At 70.9% G+C, this 16,363-nt stretch carries 16 protein-coding genes; 12 read left to right on the forward strand and 4 right to left on the reverse strand.

From position 1 onward, the window contains the following. Window positions 1–153: 153 nt before the first annotated feature. Window positions 154–2,859 carry a penicillin acylase family protein gene (locus ACZ4S3_RS26945; RefSeq protein WP_467938437.1) on the reverse strand — a complete coding sequence of 902 codons (2,706 nt, stop codon included), beginning with the start codon at window positions 2,857–2,859 and terminating at the stop codon, window positions 154–156. A 200-nt stretch (window positions 2,860–3,059) separates the two neighbouring features. Here ACZ4S3_RS26945 and ACZ4S3_RS26950 point away from each other — a divergent pair, with 200 nt between their 5' ends. The 6 genes from ACZ4S3_RS26950 to mscL all read left to right on the forward strand — a co-directional run bounded on the left by ACZ4S3_RS26950 (window position 3,060) and on the right by mscL (window position 8,894). Continuing rightward, window positions 3,060–4,607 carry a potassium/proton antiporter gene (locus tag ACZ4S3_RS26950; RefSeq protein WP_467938533.1) on the forward strand — a complete coding sequence of 516 codons (1,548 nt, stop codon included), beginning with the start codon at window positions 3,060–3,062 and terminating at the stop codon, window positions 4,605–4,607. A 389-nt stretch (window positions 4,608–4,996) separates the two neighbouring features. Continuing rightward, window positions 4,997–6,298, forward strand: a complete 1,302-nt coding sequence (locus ACZ4S3_RS26955) for an MFS transporter (protein WP_467938439.1) — start codon at window positions 4,997–4,999, stop codon at window positions 6,296–6,298. Window positions 6,299–6,410: 112 nt separating this feature from the next. Then, window positions 6,411–6,758, forward strand: a complete 348-nt coding sequence (locus ACZ4S3_RS26960) for an FmdB family zinc ribbon protein (RefSeq protein ID WP_467938441.1) — start codon at window positions 6,411–6,413, stop codon at window positions 6,756–6,758. Window positions 6,759–6,859: 101 nt separating this feature from the next. Further along, complete coding sequence (locus tag ACZ4S3_RS26965) at window positions 6,860–7,693, forward strand: S-methyl-5'-thioadenosine phosphorylase (RefSeq protein ID WP_467938443.1); 834 nt, start codon at window positions 6,860–6,862, stop codon at window positions 7,691–7,693. A gap of 132 nt (window positions 7,694–7,825) precedes the next feature. Then, a complete protein-coding gene (locus tag ACZ4S3_RS26970) occupies window positions 7,826–8,155 on the forward strand; it encodes a hypothetical protein (RefSeq protein WP_467938445.1) in 330 nt (109 codons plus the stop codon). Between the two features lie 235 nt (window positions 8,156–8,390). Then, window positions 8,391–8,894: a large conductance mechanosensitive channel protein MscL gene (gene mscL / locus ACZ4S3_RS26975; protein ID WP_467938447.1), complete on the forward strand. Its 504-nt coding sequence runs from the start codon at window positions 8,391–8,393 to the stop codon at window positions 8,892–8,894. 39 nt (window positions 8,895–8,933) lie between these two features. On the opposite strand, the gene ACZ4S3_RS26980 is transcribed toward mscL, so the two are convergent. Further along, a complete protein-coding gene (locus ACZ4S3_RS26980; RefSeq protein WP_467938449.1) occupies window positions 8,934–9,149 on the reverse strand; it encodes a hypothetical protein in 216 nt (71 codons plus the stop codon). A gap of 81 nt (window positions 9,150–9,230) precedes the next feature. On the opposite strand from ACZ4S3_RS26980, the gene ACZ4S3_RS26985 reads away from it, so the two are divergent. Continuing rightward, window positions 9,231–9,602, forward strand: a complete 372-nt coding sequence (locus ACZ4S3_RS26985; protein ID WP_467938451.1) for a MerR family transcriptional regulator — start codon at window positions 9,231–9,233, stop codon at window positions 9,600–9,602. Window positions 9,603–9,662: 60 nt separating this feature from the next. Here ACZ4S3_RS26985 and ACZ4S3_RS26990 read toward each other — a convergent pair whose 3' ends face one another. After that, a complete protein-coding gene (locus ACZ4S3_RS26990) occupies window positions 9,663–10,184 on the reverse strand; it encodes an AMP-binding protein (protein WP_467938453.1) in 522 nt (173 codons plus the stop codon). 243 nt (window positions 10,185–10,427) lie between these two features. On the opposite strand from ACZ4S3_RS26990, the gene ACZ4S3_RS26995 reads away from it, so the two are divergent. Then, window positions 10,428–10,805, forward strand: coding sequence for a hypothetical protein (locus ACZ4S3_RS26995; protein WP_467938455.1), 378 nt, complete (start codon window positions 10,428–10,430; stop codon window positions 10,803–10,805). 30 nt (window positions 10,806–10,835) lie between these two features. On the opposite strand, the gene ACZ4S3_RS27000 is transcribed toward ACZ4S3_RS26995, so the two are convergent. Next, a complete protein-coding gene (locus tag ACZ4S3_RS27000; protein ID WP_467938457.1) occupies window positions 10,836–12,221 on the reverse strand; it encodes a rhodanese-like domain-containing protein in 1,386 nt (461 codons plus the stop codon). Window positions 12,222–12,381: 160 nt separating this feature from the next. Between ACZ4S3_RS27000 and ACZ4S3_RS27005 the strand changes: the two genes are divergently transcribed. The 4 genes from ACZ4S3_RS27005 to ACZ4S3_RS27020 all read left to right on the forward strand — a co-directional run bounded on the left by ACZ4S3_RS27005 (window position 12,382) and on the right by ACZ4S3_RS27020 (window position 16,325). Next, window positions 12,382–13,185, forward strand: coding sequence for a GntR family transcriptional regulator (locus tag ACZ4S3_RS27005; RefSeq protein WP_467938459.1), 804 nt, complete (start codon window positions 12,382–12,384; stop codon window positions 13,183–13,185). Window positions 13,186–13,204: 19 nt separating this feature from the next. Beyond that, window positions 13,205–13,951: a sulfite exporter TauE/SafE family protein gene (locus tag ACZ4S3_RS27010; RefSeq protein WP_467938461.1), complete on the forward strand. Its 747-nt coding sequence runs from the start codon at window positions 13,205–13,207 to the stop codon at window positions 13,949–13,951. A gap of 41 nt (window positions 13,952–13,992) precedes the next feature. Further along, complete coding sequence (locus tag ACZ4S3_RS27015) at window positions 13,993–15,198, forward strand: NAD(P)/FAD-dependent oxidoreductase (RefSeq protein WP_467938463.1); 1,206 nt, start codon at window positions 13,993–13,995, stop codon at window positions 15,196–15,198. A gap of 248 nt (window positions 15,199–15,446) precedes the next feature. Continuing rightward, window positions 15,447–16,325 carry a S1 family peptidase gene (locus tag ACZ4S3_RS27020; RefSeq protein ID WP_467938465.1) on the forward strand — a complete coding sequence of 293 codons (879 nt, stop codon included), beginning with the start codon at window positions 15,447–15,449 and terminating at the stop codon, window positions 16,323–16,325. The last annotated feature ends 38 nt before the right edge of the window (window positions 16,326–16,363 follow it).

Below are 16,363 nucleotides of genomic sequence, written 5' to 3' on the forward strand. Positions count from 1 at the left end.
GGGCCGGCGGGGGCCCCCCCCGGGCGGGGGATGGGGGGGGGGCCGCGGGGGGGGGGGCCCGGGTCCGGCAACTGCGGCGGCCGGGGCGGGGGGGGGGGGGGGGCGGCCCCCCCCCCGCCCCCCCCGACGGCGTGCGCTCCGTGCGTAACGGCGTTACGGCGTCAGCGTCAGGGTGTCCTTCGCCTTCTTCTTGACCTCCGACTCGCTGAACGCCCAGGGCAGCAGTTCGCCCTTGGCCCACTTGTCGGTCTGGTCGTAGTAGTGATCGTTGTAGGCGTGCCCGGAGGCGCCGGTGAGGTTGATCCAGCGGGACTTGTCGAGGTCGGCGAGGTTGACGACCATCCGCATGGACGGGACCCAGGTGACCTTGTAGCCGCCCGCGGCGTTCCAGCCGGTGGCGTCGACCGCGGCCTCACCGCCGCCGACGTTCCACGGGCCGCGGTTGAACAGGCCCTGCAGGAAGCCGGGACCGTCGGTGCCCAGGGTCTGGTTGTTCAGGTACATCTGGTGGAGGCGGCCCCAGCTCCAGTTGTCGATGTTCTTGCCGAGCTTGGCGGTCAGCTCGTAGCGGGCGTCCTTCATGGCCTCCGCGAGGAGCTGGTCGCGGTTCTTGTCACCGGGGTGGCCGGGCCGGTCCTCGGTCTTCCACCAGGCGTTGTGGGGGTCGTCGAGGATTTTCCGGACCACCTCGTACCAGCGGTCGCCGCCGTCGGGCTGCGCCGAGTCGGGGGCCCGCTCGCCGCATTCGCGCACCAGCTTGTCGAGGTCGTCGGCGGGGCCTGTCTCATCTGCCGGGCGGACGTTGAGGCACTGGCCCTCGAGCCGCAGTTCCTTGGGCATCTTGTTGCCGAAGGCGAGCTTGAGGGTGTTGCGCCAGACCGCGTTGAAGTAGGCGGCCGCGGCGGAGTCGGGCTCCTGGGTGAAGTCCCAGCCGTCCAGCAGCTGCTGGGCGTCGCGGACGTATTTGTCCTTGATGTCGATCTTCGTCAGGTACGGGGTCAGCAGCCGGGCGATCTCGCTGCTGTTGTCCTTCTGGAAGGTCTGCATGTCGTCCGTGGAGACCTTGCCGCCGTCCTTGATCTTCGACTCGATGAGGTCGTTGATCCGCTGGCTGCGGGAGCCGTAGCCCCAGTCCTTGGTGAGGAGGTAGGGGTACTTCTCGTCGGTGACGGCCTGGTTGGCGGTGACGATGTAGCCGCGCTCGGGGTTGTACTCGTACGGCAGGGCCTGCTGCGGGACGTAGCCGGTCCAGCGGTACTTCGGGTCCCAGCCGGGCGCCGGGTAGGTACCGTCGCCGCTGCCGCGGACCGGGATCCGGCCGGGCGCCTGGTAGCCGATGTTGCCCTTGGTGTCGGCGTAGATCAGGTTCTGCGAGGGGACCTCGAAGTGCCCGGCGGCCTTGCGGAAGCTCGTCCAGTCCTTGGCGCGGCCGAGCTCGAAGACGGCGTCCATGGACTTGCCGGGCTCCAGCGCGGTCCAGCGCAGCGATACGGCGTAGCCGTCGCCGCGGTCCGGTGCGGCGTTGCCGACCGGGGCGTCCTTGCCGACGCCGGTCAGTTCGTCGTCGCGGTCGGAGACGATCGGCCCGTTGTTGGTCGAGCGGACGGTGATCTGCCGGCTCTCACCGCCGGCGACCTTGATGGTCTCCTTGCGCGTGAGGAACGGCTCCTGCTTGTTGCCCCAGAGGTACCCGTTGGCGCTGATCTTCTCCAGATAGAGGTCGGAGACGTCGGCGCCCAGGTTGGTCATGCCCCAGGAGATGTTCTGGTTGTGGCCGATGACGACGCCGGGCATCCCGGAGAAGGTGAAGCCGGAGACGTCGTAGTTGCACTTGGGGCCGGTGGTACGGCAGTGCAGGCCCATCTGGTACCAGAGCGAGGGCATCTGCGGCGCCAGGTGGGGGTCGTTGGCCAGCAGCGGTTTGCCGGTGGTGGTGTGGTCACCGGAGACGACCCAGGAGTTGGAGCCGATGCCGTTGCCGTTGGGGCCGAGCAGCGCCGGGACCTTGTCGAGGGTCTTGGACAGCGAGGACAGCTGCGACTGGAGCCCCGCGGTGGCGGTGCCGGCCGGGGCGGCGTTGGCCGATCCCTTGGGCTTGAACTGCTTGGTGGCCCGGTCGACCGAACCGCCCTCGACGATCGGCTTGTTCCGCTTGTACGGATATGCCGGGTAGAGCTGGGCGATCTGCGCCGGCTTGAAGCGGCTGGTCATCAGGGAGCGGTCGATCTCCTCCTGCATGTTGCCGCGCAGGTCCCAGGCCATCGCCTTGAGCCAGGCGACCGAGTCGACCGGCGTCCACTTCTCGGGCTTGTAGTCGGTCTCGAAGTCCAGGGCCGTGTATTCCAGGGACAGCGCCGAGCCCTCGTGGCCCTTGAGGTAGGCGTTGACACCGTCGGAGTAGGCCTGGAGGTACTTCTTGGTACTGGGCGACAGCTTGGTGTCGTACTCCTTCTGCGCCACGCGGTGCCAGCCGAGGGTGCGCAGGAATTCATCGCTCTTGACCTGGCTCTTGCCGAACATTTCCGACAGGCGCCCGGCCGTCATGTGGCGGCGGACATCCATCTCCCAGAAGCGGTCCTGGGCCTGGACGTATCCCTGGGCGCGGAAGAGGTCCTCGTCGGTGTCGGCGTAGATCTGCGGGATGCCGTTGCCGTCCCGCGAGACGTCCACGGGGTCGGTCAGACCCGGAAGTTTGAGCGACCCGGTGGTCTCCGGGAAGGAGGCGCGCACGGAACTCACGCCCCAGTACGCGCCACAGCCGATGCCCGCCACGAGCAGCAGCACGACCGTGATGGCGACGAGGCGGCCGCGCCGCCCCTTCTTCTTTTTTGGGGCTGGGCCGGACTTGTTGGCGGGCATCTCTGTCCTTCGAGGGGCAGGGTGGGAGTGCTGGAGCAACCATAGGCGCACGGGTCCGGCGACCCCTACGCGGAGTCACTACGGGCACATTCGACTTTCAAGTAATGGTAAATTGTTAGCCTCAGTAACTAGATACGGTAAGGATCGTCGGTCCGCAGGGACCGCTCCCCTCCGGCTCCCGTGCGAGAAAGGACCAGCTCCTGACTGTCGACCACCTCAATCAACTCCTGCTGGTCTGCTCGCTCGTACTGCTCATCGCGGTGGCCGCGGTACGGCTCTCCTCGCGCAGCGGGCTCCCCAGCCTGCTCATCTATCTGGGGATAGGCATCGCCATAGGGCAGGACGGCCTGGGCGGAGTCGTCTTCGACAACGCCGAACTGACCCAACTCCTCGGCTATGCGGCCCTGGTCGTCATCCTGGCGGAGGGCGGCCTGGGCACCAAGTGGAAAGAAATAAAGCCGGCGCTGCCCCGGGCGGCGCTGCTCTCGACGGTCGGCGTCGCGGTGAGCGTGGGGGTCACCGCGGCGGGAGCGCACTATCTGGCCGGGCTCGGCTGGCGCCAGGCGCTGCTGATCGGCGCCGTGGTCTCCTCGACGGACGCCGCCGCGGTCTTCTCCGTACTGCGCAGTGTGCCGCTGCCCGCCCGCCTGACCGGTGTCCTGGAAGCCGAATCGGGCTTCAACGACGCCCCGGTGGTCATCCTGGTCGTGGCCTTCTCCACGGCCGGGCCGGTCGAGCACTGGTACGCCCTGCTCGGCGAGATAGCCCTTGAGCTGGCCATCGGCGCCGCCATCGGGCTGGCCGTCGGCTGGCTCGGGGCGTACGGCATGCGGCATGTGGCGCTGCCCGCCTCCGGCCTCTACCCGATCGCCGTCATGGCCATCGCGGTCTCCGCCTACGCGGCCGGCGCCCTGGCGCACGGCTCCGGCTTCCTCGCCGTCTATCTGGCCGCGGTGGTCCTCGGCAACGCCAAACTGCCGCACTCGGCCGCCACCCGAGGCTTCGCCGAAGGGCTCGGCTGGATCGGCCAGATCGGCATGTTCGTCCTGCTGGGCCTGCTGGTCACCCCGCACAACCTGCTCGACGACATAATCCCGGCCCTGGTTATCGGCATGATCCTGACGCTGGTGGCGCGGCCGCTGTCGGTGTTCGTGAGCCTGCTGCCCTTCTCCATGCCCTGGCAGGAGAAGACCCTGCTGTCCTGGGCCGGGCTGCGCGGCGCGGTGCCGATTGTGCTGGCCACCATCCCGATGGTCACCGACATCCCCGGCAGCGAACGCGTCTTCAACATCGTCTTCGTGCTCGTCGTGGTCTACACCCTCATCCAGGGCCCGACGCTGCCCTGGCTCGCCCGGCGGCTGCGGCTCGGCGACGACGAGGAGGCCGCCGACCTGGGCATCGAGTCGGCCCCTCTGGAGCGGCTGCGCGGCCATCTGCTGTCGACGTCCATCGGCCCCACCTCCCGGATGCACGGCGTCGAGGTCAGCGAGCTGCGGATGCCCGCGGGTGCCGCGGTCACCCTGGTCGTACGGGACGGCTCCAGCTTCGTACCGTTCCCCACGACCGTGCTGCGGCACGGCGACGAGCTGCTGGTGGTGGCCACCGATCCGGTACGGGATGCGGCCGAGCGGCGGCTGCAGGCGGTCTCCCAGGGCGGCAAGCTGGCCGGCTGGCTGGGGACGGGCGCGGGCGGCCGTGGACACGGCGGCTCCGGAGAGCGCCGGGGCAGGCAGCGGGACGCCGGGTAAGGGATCACGCCTCAGGTCCCGGACGGGTCCCGGAGGTCCGCGGGGCCCGGAAAGGCCCGCGAGGCCCCGGATAGGCCCGTGCGACTCCGACCGGCCGGTATGTGCCGTATCTCTCCACGGATCCCAAGGAATTGCGCGTGAAGCTCTGGTTAATCCCAGGGCTTCACGCGCTCCGGCCTGTAGTATGAAGAAGCAATAAACGAACCAACTCTGCCTGAAGCAGAGCTGGCGCGACCGCTCGGCGGCCGCGGTCCACTGCCACACGCGCAGCCACTTCCTTTAGTGAGGACCACGCGGTATCACTCGGTCCTGCGCGAGAGGACAGCTCTCGGCGCGTACCCGTGACGACCTTGCGGCGGCGCGCTACCAGGCAGCAGAAAGGCCCGGCCGTGGTATCCGCGGTCAAGGACTCCCGTCCCGGTTACGGACAACTGCTGCGCACCCCTGGTGCATGGACATTCGTGCTGCCTGGTTTTCTGGCCCGGCAGCCGTTCGCGATGCTGACGATCGGCATCACCCTGCTCGTCCAGTCCACCACCGGCTCCTACGGCACCGCCGGCGCGGTGACCGCCGCCACCGGCGTCTCGATGGCGCTCTTCGCCCCGCAGAGCGGCAAGCTCGCCGACCGCTTCGGCCAGCGCACGGTGCTGCTCCCCGGCGTCGCGGTGCATGTCGCCGGCGTCGTGGCGCTGATCGTCCTCGCCCTCGCGCACGCCCCCCTGTGGGCGCTGCTCGCGGTGGCCGTCCCCACCGGCGCCTCGACGCCGCAGGTCGGCCCGATGGTGCGGGCCCGCTGGGCGGCGAAGCTGGGCGGCAGCCCGCTGATGCCGACGGCCGCCGCGTTCGAGTCGGTGACCGATGAGTTCACCTTCGTCGTCGGCCCGGTGCTGGCGACCGCCCTCTGCACCGGCATCCACCCGGCCGCCGGCCTGATCGCCGAGGCCGTCCTCACCCTGGCCGGCGGCCTGCTGTTCGCCTCGCAGCGGCGCACCCAGCCGCCCGTCCACCGGGCGCAGGCCGGCGACCGGCCGCGCGTCTCGGCGCTGTCGGTGCCCGGCGTACGCGTCCTGATCGTGGCGTTCCTCGGCATCGGCACCGTCTTCGGCGGCATGCAGGTCTCGCTGACCGCCTTCACCGAGCACATCGGGCACCCCGGCATCAACGGCGTCCTCTACGGGATCTTCGCGGCCGGCAACATGCTGGCGGGCATCGCCTGCGGTGCCATCGCCTGGAAGGTCGGCCCGCGGCGCCGGCTCCTGGTGGGCTACGGACTGCTGGCGCTGGCCACCACCCCGCTGTGGACGGTCACCGCGGTGCCGCTGCTGGCCGCCGTCGGCCTGGTCATCGGCCTGTGCATCGCCCCGGCCCTGATCTCCGGCTACACCCTGGTCGAGTCGCTGGTGCCGGCCGGCGCCCGTACCGAGGCCTTCACCTGGCTGACCGGCGCGGTCGCGCTGGGCCAGGCGGCCGCGTCCTCCTCGGCCGGCCAGCTCGCGGACCGCTTCGGCCCGAGCGCCGGATTCCTGGTGCCGCTGGCCGGTACGGCGTTGGCACTGACGGTGCTGCTGACGCTGCGCGCGCACCTGCTGCCGCGCTCGTCGACCGTGGTCGCGGGCAGCGCCGCCGGAGGCACGGACGCCCCGGCCACCGCCGTCACCGAGGACCGGGAGCGGGAGCTGGCGAGCGCCTGACCGAACGTGGAGTCGGTCACCGTACGCCGGTCACAGTGGACTGACGGGCGGGAATACTGCACTATGGATCGTCGTTAGCACTCATCGAGTGAGAGTGCCAGGAGGAAGTCAAGTGCCGACCTACCAGTACCAGTGCACCGCGTGCGGCGAGGGCCTTGAGGCCGTGCAGAAGTTCACCGATGACGCGCTGACCGAGTGCCCCAGCTGCGACGGACGCCTCAAGAAGGTGTTCTCCGCGGTCGGCATCGTCTTCAAGGGCTCCGGGTTCTACCGCAACGACAGCCGCGGCTCGTCGTCCAGCAGCAGCCCGGCGAAGACTTCCTCCTCGTCGAGCGGCTCGTCCTCGTCGGACTCGGCGGGAAGCTCGGACACCAAGACGGCGTCCTCGTCGTCCTCGGCTTCCTCCTCGTCCTCGACGGCGTCGTCCTCGTCGTCCACGAGCAGCAGCTCCGCGGCCTGACCAGACCTTCTTCGGACCCCGCCGGCATGGACGGCGGGGTCCGCGGCTTTTCCCCGGCCCGCACCTGTGGCCGGTCGCCTCGCCCCGATAGTGTGACCGGCATGTCTCATGCGGAGCTTGGTGTGATCGGCGGCTCGGGGTTCTACTCCTTCCTCGACGACGTGACCGAGATCACGGTGGATACCCCCTACGGGCCACCCAGCGACTCCCTCTTCCTCGGCGAAGTGGCCGGCCGCCGGGTCGCCTTCCTCCCCCGGCACGGCACCGGCCACCACCTCGCGCCGCACCGCATCAACTACCGCGCCAACCTGTGGGCGCTGCGTTCGGTCGGCGTCCGCCAGGTCCTCGGCCCGTGCGCCGTCGGCGGCCTGCGCCCCGAATACGGTCCGGGCACGCTGCTCATCCCCGACCAGCTCGTCGACCGCACCAAGTCCCGTACCCAGTCCTATTTCGACGGCGACCCGCTGCCGAGCGGCCGCATCCCGAACATCGTTCATGTGTCGTTCGCCGACCCGTACTGCCCCGTCGGACGGCGGACCGCCGTCGCGGCGGCCCGCGGGCGCAACTGGGAGCCGGTCGACGGCGGTACCCTCGTCGTCATCGAAGGCCCGCGCTTCTCCACGCGCGCCGAGTCCCGCTGGCATGCCGCGCAGGGCTGGTCGGTGGTCGGTATGACCGGCCACCCCGAGGCCGTACTCGCCCGCGAACTGGGCCTCTGCTACACCTCATTGACCCTGGTCACCGACCTCGACGCGGGCACCGAAACCGGCGAGGGCGTCTCCCACGAAGAGGTCCTCAAGGTCTTCGCCCAGAACGTCGGCCGGCTGCGCGAGGTGCTCTTCGACGTGGTCGCCGCCCTCCCAGACAGTGCCGCCCGCGACTGCCGCTGCGCGGGCGCCCATGAGGGCTGGGACCTGGGCATCGAGCTGCCGTAGGGCTCTGGCGGGTGGCCGAGTTGTCCACAGGGGGCGGGCTCGTCCACAGCCCGCGGCGGGCGGCGAGGAATTCCGGCACGGTGGTGATCACCGGTTCCGAATTCCGCACCCACCCGACAGGCGGTGACGACGATGCCCCGTCCCTCCCCCGGCTTCCCCGCACCCGGCCTTCCCGCACTCGGCCGCCACGTACCCGGCCTTCCCGCCACCGCCTTACGGCTCCCTGCGCCGCCGCTCCCCGAACCGCCGCTGCCGACTCCCCCGACGTGTGAAGTGCCCCACTTCGCACCGGTACGGCCCGAGGGCGGCCGACGCCGATGGCAGCGGATGTCGCGCCTGCGGCTGCTCGCGGCCGGGCTGGCGCTGGCCGCCGCAGCGCTGGCCGCCGGCGCTTCGTACGGTGCCGTACGGACCGCGCCCGCGACCGGATGCCAGGCGGCGGCGCTCTCCGGAGGGCGGTAGCCGTGCCCCAAGATCGAGTGGCTTCTCCACCCGTCGCACGCAAAACTTCTCCGGGTGGGGGTACCCCCTGCTCTTCAAGAGCTCGGGGGAGGGCCGGTCCGCCGAATCCGTACTGACGCTCCTGCCGATCGCCGGTTCGTGTGGTGCGACTGGACAGCCCCGCCCCGCCCTGCCGTAAGTTGCGGTGCTGATTGTTGCTGCACCGTCCGTACCGAGCGTGGAAAGAGGCTGTCAGGTGAGCGAGAACAAGGGCGTCCTGCAGGGATTCAAGGAATTCCTGATGCGGGGCAACGTCATCGAACTCGCGGTCGCGGTCGTCGTCGGTGCGGCGTTCACCAACATCGTCAACGCCGTGGTCAAGGGCGTGATCAACCCGATCATCGGCGCGCTCGGCTCGCAGAACCTCGACAACTACAAGGCCTGCCTCAGCGCCAGCTGCCACCCGGACCCGAAGACCGGCGCATTCACGGATGGCATCTACATCCTGTGGGGCTCGGTGCTCAGCGCCGCACTGACCTTCCTGATCACCGCCGCGGTCGTGTACTTCCTCATGATCCTTCCGATGAACAAGTGGAAGGCCCGCCAGGACGCCCGCAAGCCGGCCGACGACACCGCCGCCGCCCCCACCGAGATCGAACTGCTCACCGAGATCCGCGACGCACTCCTCGCCCAGCGCAACGGCTCGGCCCCGGCCTCCTCGGCATCGGCCACCATCGGCACGCAGAAGACGCAGCGCTAGCGAGCACCACGGACCGGCCCCGCCGCCCCGTCGCCTCGCTCAGAGGTGGTGGGGCGGCTTTTCGTCGAGGAAGCGGGCCAGGTCGGCGGCGCTGCCGGAGGACGTGGGGCGCTCGCCCCAGCCACGGTCGGTGTCGTCCGAGGACTGCTGGTCCAGCGGGTCGTCGAAGATCAGCGCGGCGGGGCGGGGAGCGGGGCGGGCCGCCTCGGGGGTCTCGGGCGCGGGTGCCGGTTCGGGTTCACGGGTGGTGCTCACCTCTTCAGGGTACGGGGCCGGGCCCCTCCAGGATCCGGTGCTGCGCAGGCTCCAAAGCGTCACATTGTGTGAGGGGAGCACATGCGCATCGGAGAGCTCGCGGAGCGTACCGGCACGCCCCGGCGGTTGCTGCGGTACTACGAGGAGCAGCAGCTGATCGTCGCCGGCCGTGCCGCGAACGGCTATCGCGAGTACGACGAGCGGTTCGTGGACCGGGTCCTGCAGATCAGAGCTCTGCTCGACGCCGGACTGCCCACCCGGATCATCAAGCAGATCCTTCCGTGCCTGGACAAGCCCCGGGTCATCCACTTCGCCGACGCGACACCGGACATGCTCGCCACCCTGGGACTCGAGCGCGACCGCATGACGGAACGCATCGAGTGCCTGATCCGGAGCAGGGACGCCGTGGCCGAGTACCTCGAGGTGGTGCGCGGCAACAAAAGCCCGGCTTGAGCTTCCCTCGGCGGCACCGCGGCGTTGCGGTGCCACCGGGCTCGGTGCCGGTGACAGGCCCTACGCCTCGTCGAGCGCCTCGTGCCACCACCGGTCGCGGCCCGGCGTCCAGGACACCGGGCGCGCGCAGCGGTTCACGACCAGGACCGTACGGTCCTGCGCACCGCCGTTGGCGCGGCCCCGCGCCAGCGCGTGATCGAGGACCGCCTTCACCGGCCGTATGGCCCCGTCCCAGAACGCCGCGTCCGCCGTGATCAGCACCCGGGCCCCCGACTCCCGGGTCCGCGCGACCAGTTCGGGCACCGTGAGCGAGACCGGCAGCGTGGTGCGCAACGCGTCCAGGCGGCCGCAGGCGAGTGTGGCGATCACCGACTCGGGCACCAGCGGCAGATGCACCGCCACCTGGTCACCGGCCCGCACGCCGAGTCGGGCGAGTGCGGCCGCCGCCCGGTCGGCCTGCTCGAGGAGCATGCCGTGCGTCAGCTCCTCCATCCGGCCCGGCTCCCCGCTCCAGGTGAGGGCGATCCGCGACGCCTGCGGTTCTCGATTTTCCCGGGCGTCATCTGCATGCTCTGAGGTCACACGGCGCAACATGCGGTTCAGCATGAAGATGAGCGATCAACGATCGATTAACGTCCGTTGTACAGGTGTTCGTTGTACGACGCCCCGCGCCGCTCCCACGCCGGCCCCGCGCCGTTCTTCCCGCACCCGCCGCCGGTAACTCCGCGGCCACCCGGGCCTTTCTGCCCCGCTTCCGGTGCCTCCAATCTCCCTTCCCCGTACCGGCACGTTCCCTGACGTCTTCCGTACGTGTGAGAGGCCCCCGTGTCCCCTTCCTGGCGCAAGCCCCCGCCGCCGCTGCCCCGTTCCCTGCCCGGTTCTGTGTCTCTGGTCCGCGAGCCCGCACTGCTCGCCGTCGCCCTCGGCGTCTTCTGCGTCCAACTGGACTCCTTCGCGCTGAACCTGGCGCTGCCCGCCTGCGCGCGGCCTTCGTACGAGCCGAGCGCCGCTCGCGTGCCCCGCTGGTGGACCTCGCGCTGTTCCGGAACCGGTGACGGCGGGCAGGGCTCCGCGGGCGGGCGTCCGTCGCTGCTGCTCTTGGCCCTGGTCCGCCTGGTGGCGGCGCCGGCCGTGGCCTTGGCCGTACGGGGTGAGGGACGGGGCGCCGTACAAGGTGAGGGAAGGGGCTCCCGGCGGGAGTGACCGCCCGCCCTGGCCCGACCGGGCAGCTCCTCACCCCACGTGGACCGCGCCCTCCCCCGCCACCGCCTGATAGCCCCCCACCACATCCCGCACATCCCCGAACCCCCGCGCCTCCAGCAGCGCCGCCGCGATCACCGACCGGTTTCCGCTGCGGCAGTACAGGACGACGGGCCGCTCGCGGTCCAGGCGGCCGATGTGGCCGGGGAGCGTGGCCAAGGGGATGTTGCGGGCGCCGGGGAGGGCGCCGGCCGCGTACTCGGCGGGGTTACGGACGTCGATCAACTGGTGTTCTTCGGAGGGGAGTTGATGGATGTGGATGCGGTGGCTGCGGGTGGTCAGCGCGGGCTCGCGGGCCAGGGCGGCGGCCGGGTCGGGGACATGGCCGAGGACGCGGTCGTAGCCGATGCGGGCGAGGCGGAGGCGGGCCTCGGCCTCCGTGCCGGGGTCGGCGAGCAGCACGATCGGGGTGCCGGGTGCCACCACGCTGCCGGCGTACTCGGCGAACCGGGTGTCCAGGCTGGTGTGCAGGGAGCCGGTGAGATGGGCCTCGGTGTAAGCGGCGAGGGGCCGGCAGTCCAGGAGGGCGGCGCCGTGCTGGTCGCGGGCGGCGCGGGCCTCCTCCAGGGTGAGGGCCGCCAGCGGGGTGGGCTCCAGGAGAGGGTGTCCGTCGCGGTTGAGGGCCGCGTCATGCGCGAAGTAGCCGGGGGTGGCGGGCTGGCCCGCGGTGACCAGACGGACGAAGTCGGCCTGGGACATGGGCTGCAGGGCGTAGTTGAGGCGCCGCTGGTGGCCGATGGTGGAACTGGTCTCGGTGGAGAGGTTGCGGCCGCAGGACGAGCCGGCGCCGTGTGCGGGAAAGACCCGGGTCGCGTCCGGGAGCACCATGAGTTTGGTGTGCAGGGAGTGATGCAGCCGCAGCGCCATGTCGTGCGGGGAGTGCCCGGCGGCGGAGAGCAGATCGGGGCGGCCGACATCGCCGACGAAGAGGGTGTCGCCGGTCAGGACGCCGAACGGCACGGCGTCGTCGGGGTGTTCGTGGATGACCAGGCAGATGGACTCGGGGGTGTGGCCGGGGGTCGCGAGGACGGTGAGGGTGACGCCTTCGTCCTCGGCGTCGCCCAGCCGGATCCGCTCGCCGTCCCGTAACCGCCGTATGGGGAAGCCGGTCGCGGCGGCCTCACCGAAGGCGATGGTGGCGCCTGTCGCCCGCGCCAGTTCGAGGTGGCCGGAGAGGAAGTCGGCGTGAATGTGCGTCTCAATGACCAGTTCGATACGCAGGCCGACCTCGTCCGCGTCGCGCAGGTAGTCGTCGATGTCGCGCCGCGGGTCGACCAGGACGGCGCGTCCGGTGCGCTGGTCGCCGATCAGGTACGACGCCTGGGAAAGGCAGTCGAGGTAGTACTGCGCGAAATGCACGGTGGCCTCCAGGGGGTGTGCCCAAGGCCCGCTCGGGCAGCGTCCGTTGTGCGGATGCACGGATGTACGTACATTAGGCAGCCTGATGGGCGGCAACAAGCCCGCTCCCTCACGCCCGTCCCTCGCGCACACCCGCGTACGCCCGCCCGCGGAGGAATCCATGACGACCCGCCAGCCGGACTCCCCCGACCCCGGCCCGCGCCCCCTGGACCGGGGCTCGCCGCTCCCCCTGTGGGCGCAGCTCTTCGCCGATCTGCGCCGGAGGATGGAGACCGGCGCGTTCACCGAGGAGTTCCCGGCCGAGCACCGGCTCACCGGCGAGTACGAGGTCAGCCGGCACACCGTCCGCGAGGCGCTGCGCAAACTGCGCGCCGACGGCCTGGTGATCGCCGAACGCGGCCGCGCCAGCCGGCTGGACACCCGCCGCATACAGCAGCCGCTCGGCTCGCTCTACAGCCTCTTCCGTGAGCTGGAGGGCCAGGGCGTGGAGCAGCGCAGCGAGGTGCTGCGGCTGGAGCGGACGGTGGACGGGACGGTCGCGGGGTATCTGGGGCTGGTTCCGGACGCGCCGCTGGTCGTACTGGAGCGGCTGCGCCTCGCGGATGGCGAACCGCTCGCGCACGACACCGCGTATCTGCCCGCCGAGATCGCCGAGCCGCTGCTGGAGACCGACTTCGGGCACACCTCGCTCTACGGCGAGCTGGCGCGGCGCTGCTCGGTGAAGGTCACCGGCGGCCGGGAGCGGATCCAGCCGTTTTTGCCGGACGTCCGGCAGGCGTGGCTGCTGGGGCTCGCCGACCGGGAGGCGGCGTTCGCCATCGAGCGGCTGGGCCGGGCCGGGGAGCGGCCGGTGGAATGGCGTGAGACGGCGGTACGCGGCGACCGGTTCGCCTTCGTCGCGGAGTGGTCCGACGCGAGCCGGGCCGTGGCCCTCGCGCCGCGGGCCGCGTGTCCGTCCGCGTAGCGTGTCGGTCCTCTTAGCCGTGACGGCGCTGCCGTGCGGGCTGCTGATCGGGGTGCTGCTGGGTGCCCTCGGCGGCGGCGGTTCGATAGTGGCCGTACCGGCGCTGGTGTATCTGCTGGGCCAGTCGCCGCACGAGGCGACCGCGGGTGCGCTGGTGGTGGTCGCCGTCGGCGCCGTCACCGGCCTGGCCTGTCATGCGCGTGCGGGCCGGATCCGCTGGGCGGCCGGGGCGGTCTTCGGCGCGCTGGGCACGGCGGGCAGCTATCTCGGCACCCGGTGGAGCGCGGCGCTGGACCCGGCGGTGCTGATGACGGCGTTCGCGGGGCTGATGCTGACGGTGGCGGCGGCGCTGCTGTTACGGGGCCGCGGGCAGCGGCAGACGGCCGCGGGTGCCCGCCGGCATCCCGCCCGCATCGTCGTGACCGCGTCCGCCGTGGGGCTGCTGACCGGCTTCTTCGGTGTCGGCGGCGGCTTCGTCGTCGTACCGGCTCTCACGCTCGTGCTGGGCCTGGAGATGCCGGTCGCCATCGGCACCTCGCTCCTCGTCATCCTCATCAACTCCTTGACGGCGCTGGCCGCTCGGGCCGGTACCGGCGGCCTGGACTGGCCGCTGCTGGCCGGATTCGCGGCCTGTACGGCGGCCGGCAGCTATCTCGGCAACCGCCTCACCACCCGGCTGCCCGTACGCGTCCTGACCACCGCCTTCGCCGCCCTCGTCATCGTCCTCGCCGTCAGCATGGCGGCCACCGCGATACCTCGCCTGTAACCCCGACGCCACCGACCGAGCACCCCTACTGGAGGACCCCCATGACACCCCCCGCCACCCACCACCAGATTCTGATCATCGGCGGCGGCACCGCGGGCATCACCGTCGCCGCCCGGTTACGCCGCGCCGGCATACGGGACATCGCGCTGCTGGAGCCCTCGGACACGCACTGGTACCAGCCGCTGTGGACACTGGTCGGCGGCGGCCAGGCGCCGCTGCGGGCCGCGCTGCGCACCGAGGCGGACGTCATCCCGCCCGGCGTGCGCTGGCTGCGCGAGCGCGCGACCGCCGTCGACCCGGCCGCCCGCACGGTCACCACCGCATCCGGCAGGGTCCTCGGCTACGGGCGTCTGGTCCTCGCGCCCGGCCTCCACCTCGACTGGGACGGCGTGCCCGGCCTGGCCGCGGCGCTCGGCCACGGCGGGGTGAGCAGCAACTACCGGCCCGATCTCGCCCCGCACACCTGGGAGCTGATCCGCCGGATGCGGCGCGGCACGGCGGTGTTCACCATGCCTTCCGGGCCGGTCAAGTGCGGCGGCGCCCCGCAGAAGATCGCGTACCTGGCGGCCGACCACTGGCGCAAGCGCGGCGTGCTGGGCGCGATCCGCACGGTCCTGGTGCTCCCGGAGCCGGCGATGTTCAAGGTGCCGGTGTTCTCCCGGGCGTTGACGGAGACGGCCCGGCGGTACGGCATCGAGGTGCGGCTGCGGTCGGAGATGACGGCCCTGGACGGCGCCGCGCGCGAGGCCGTCGTCACCGATCACGCCACCGGCACGACCGAGACCCTCCGCTACGACCTCCTCCACGCCGTACCGCCGCAGCGCGCCCCCGAATGGCTCGCCGACGGCCCGCTCGCCGACCCCGACTCCCCCTACGGGTATGTCAAGACCGACCGCGAAACCCTCCAGCACCCTGATTTTCCCGAGGTGTTCGCGCTCGGCGACGTGGCCAATCTCCCGACGTCCAAGACGGGAGCGGCAATCCGTAAGCAGGCCCCCGTCCTCGTCGCCAACCTTCTCGCCGGCCTCCGCGGCCGCCCGGCCACCGCCCGCTACGACGGCTACACCTCCTGCCCGCTGGTCACCGCGCGCCACAAGATGCTCCTCGCCGAGTTCGACTACGACCTGCGGCCCGCCCCGTCGATCCCGTTCCTGGACACCACCCGCGAGCGCACCGACATGTGGTTCCTCAAGCGCTACGGGCTGCCGCAGCTGTACTTCAAGGGGATGCTCAAGGGCCTGGCGTAGGGGCGGATCCTCGCCCGGGACTTCGGCGCGTGCCGCGCGAGGGGGCCTCCCCGTCTGAGTACGACAACGGATACCCGAACTCCAGTAACTCCTGGGACTGTTGTGACTTCTGTGAGCTCTGTGAATCCAGTGAGCTCTGCGGCTACTGAGTCACTTGTTATTGACGTTGTGAGACATGAATCAAGTGGCTAGCGTGGCAACAGGATTGAACATACATTCGAGGGAGCAGTTCCTACGTGAAACGCGGAATGAAGTTAAAGGGCGCCGCCAAGCGGGCGCGGTACGCACCGGTCGCGGTCGCCGCGACCGTTCTCGTCGGTGCGATGGCGGGTACGGGGACGGCCGGTGCGGCCCCCGCCCCCGGGCCCGGCGACAACTCGCCGAAGATCATTGGTGGCGGCGCGGCACCGGCCTACTCGTTCATGGCCGCTATCCACGGCGGCTGGGGTGACCCCAAGGCCTTTACCTGCGGCGGCGGGCTGATCCGCGGCGACTGGGTGGTCACCGCGGCGCACTGCGTCTCCAAGCCGGGCAAGGACGGCACGTCCGAGACCATCCCGGCCTCGGAGTTCCAGGTGCGCATAGGCTCCACGGACCGGACCACCGGCGGCACCGTCGTGGGCGTCAAGAGCATCATCGTGCACCCGGACAACGTCGCCTCGGACGATCGCAGCAACGGCAACGATCTCGCGCTGCTGCACCTGAACAAGAAGGTCTCCCAGGAACCGGTCGCGATGTCGTCCACGGCGACCGGCGCCGGCACGGCGGTCCGCGAGATCGGCTGGGGTTACACCAGCCCGGCGGACAAGGGCCAGGACAAGCTCCCCAAGGCCCTCAACCAGCTCGACACCACCACCATCCCGGCCAACACGCCCAAGTGCGTGAAGGGCCCGGACGGGGACGAGTCCTGGGGCATCCACAAGGGCGACGTGTGCGCCGACAACCCCACCGGCAAGTTCGGCCCGTGCGGCGGCGACTCCGGATCCCCGCTGCTGAAGAAGGTCAACGGCCGCTGGGAGATCATCGGCGTCGACAGCCGCGGCGTCGGGCATGTCTGCGGCGAGACGCCGGATGTCTACACCGAGATCCACTACTTCAAGGACTGGGTGTCCAAGGCCATCGGCTGAACCGGCGGATGCGTACTGCCTGACACCCACAGATGACT

Source organism: Streptomyces sp. NPDC028368 (genome assembly GCF_055565615.1).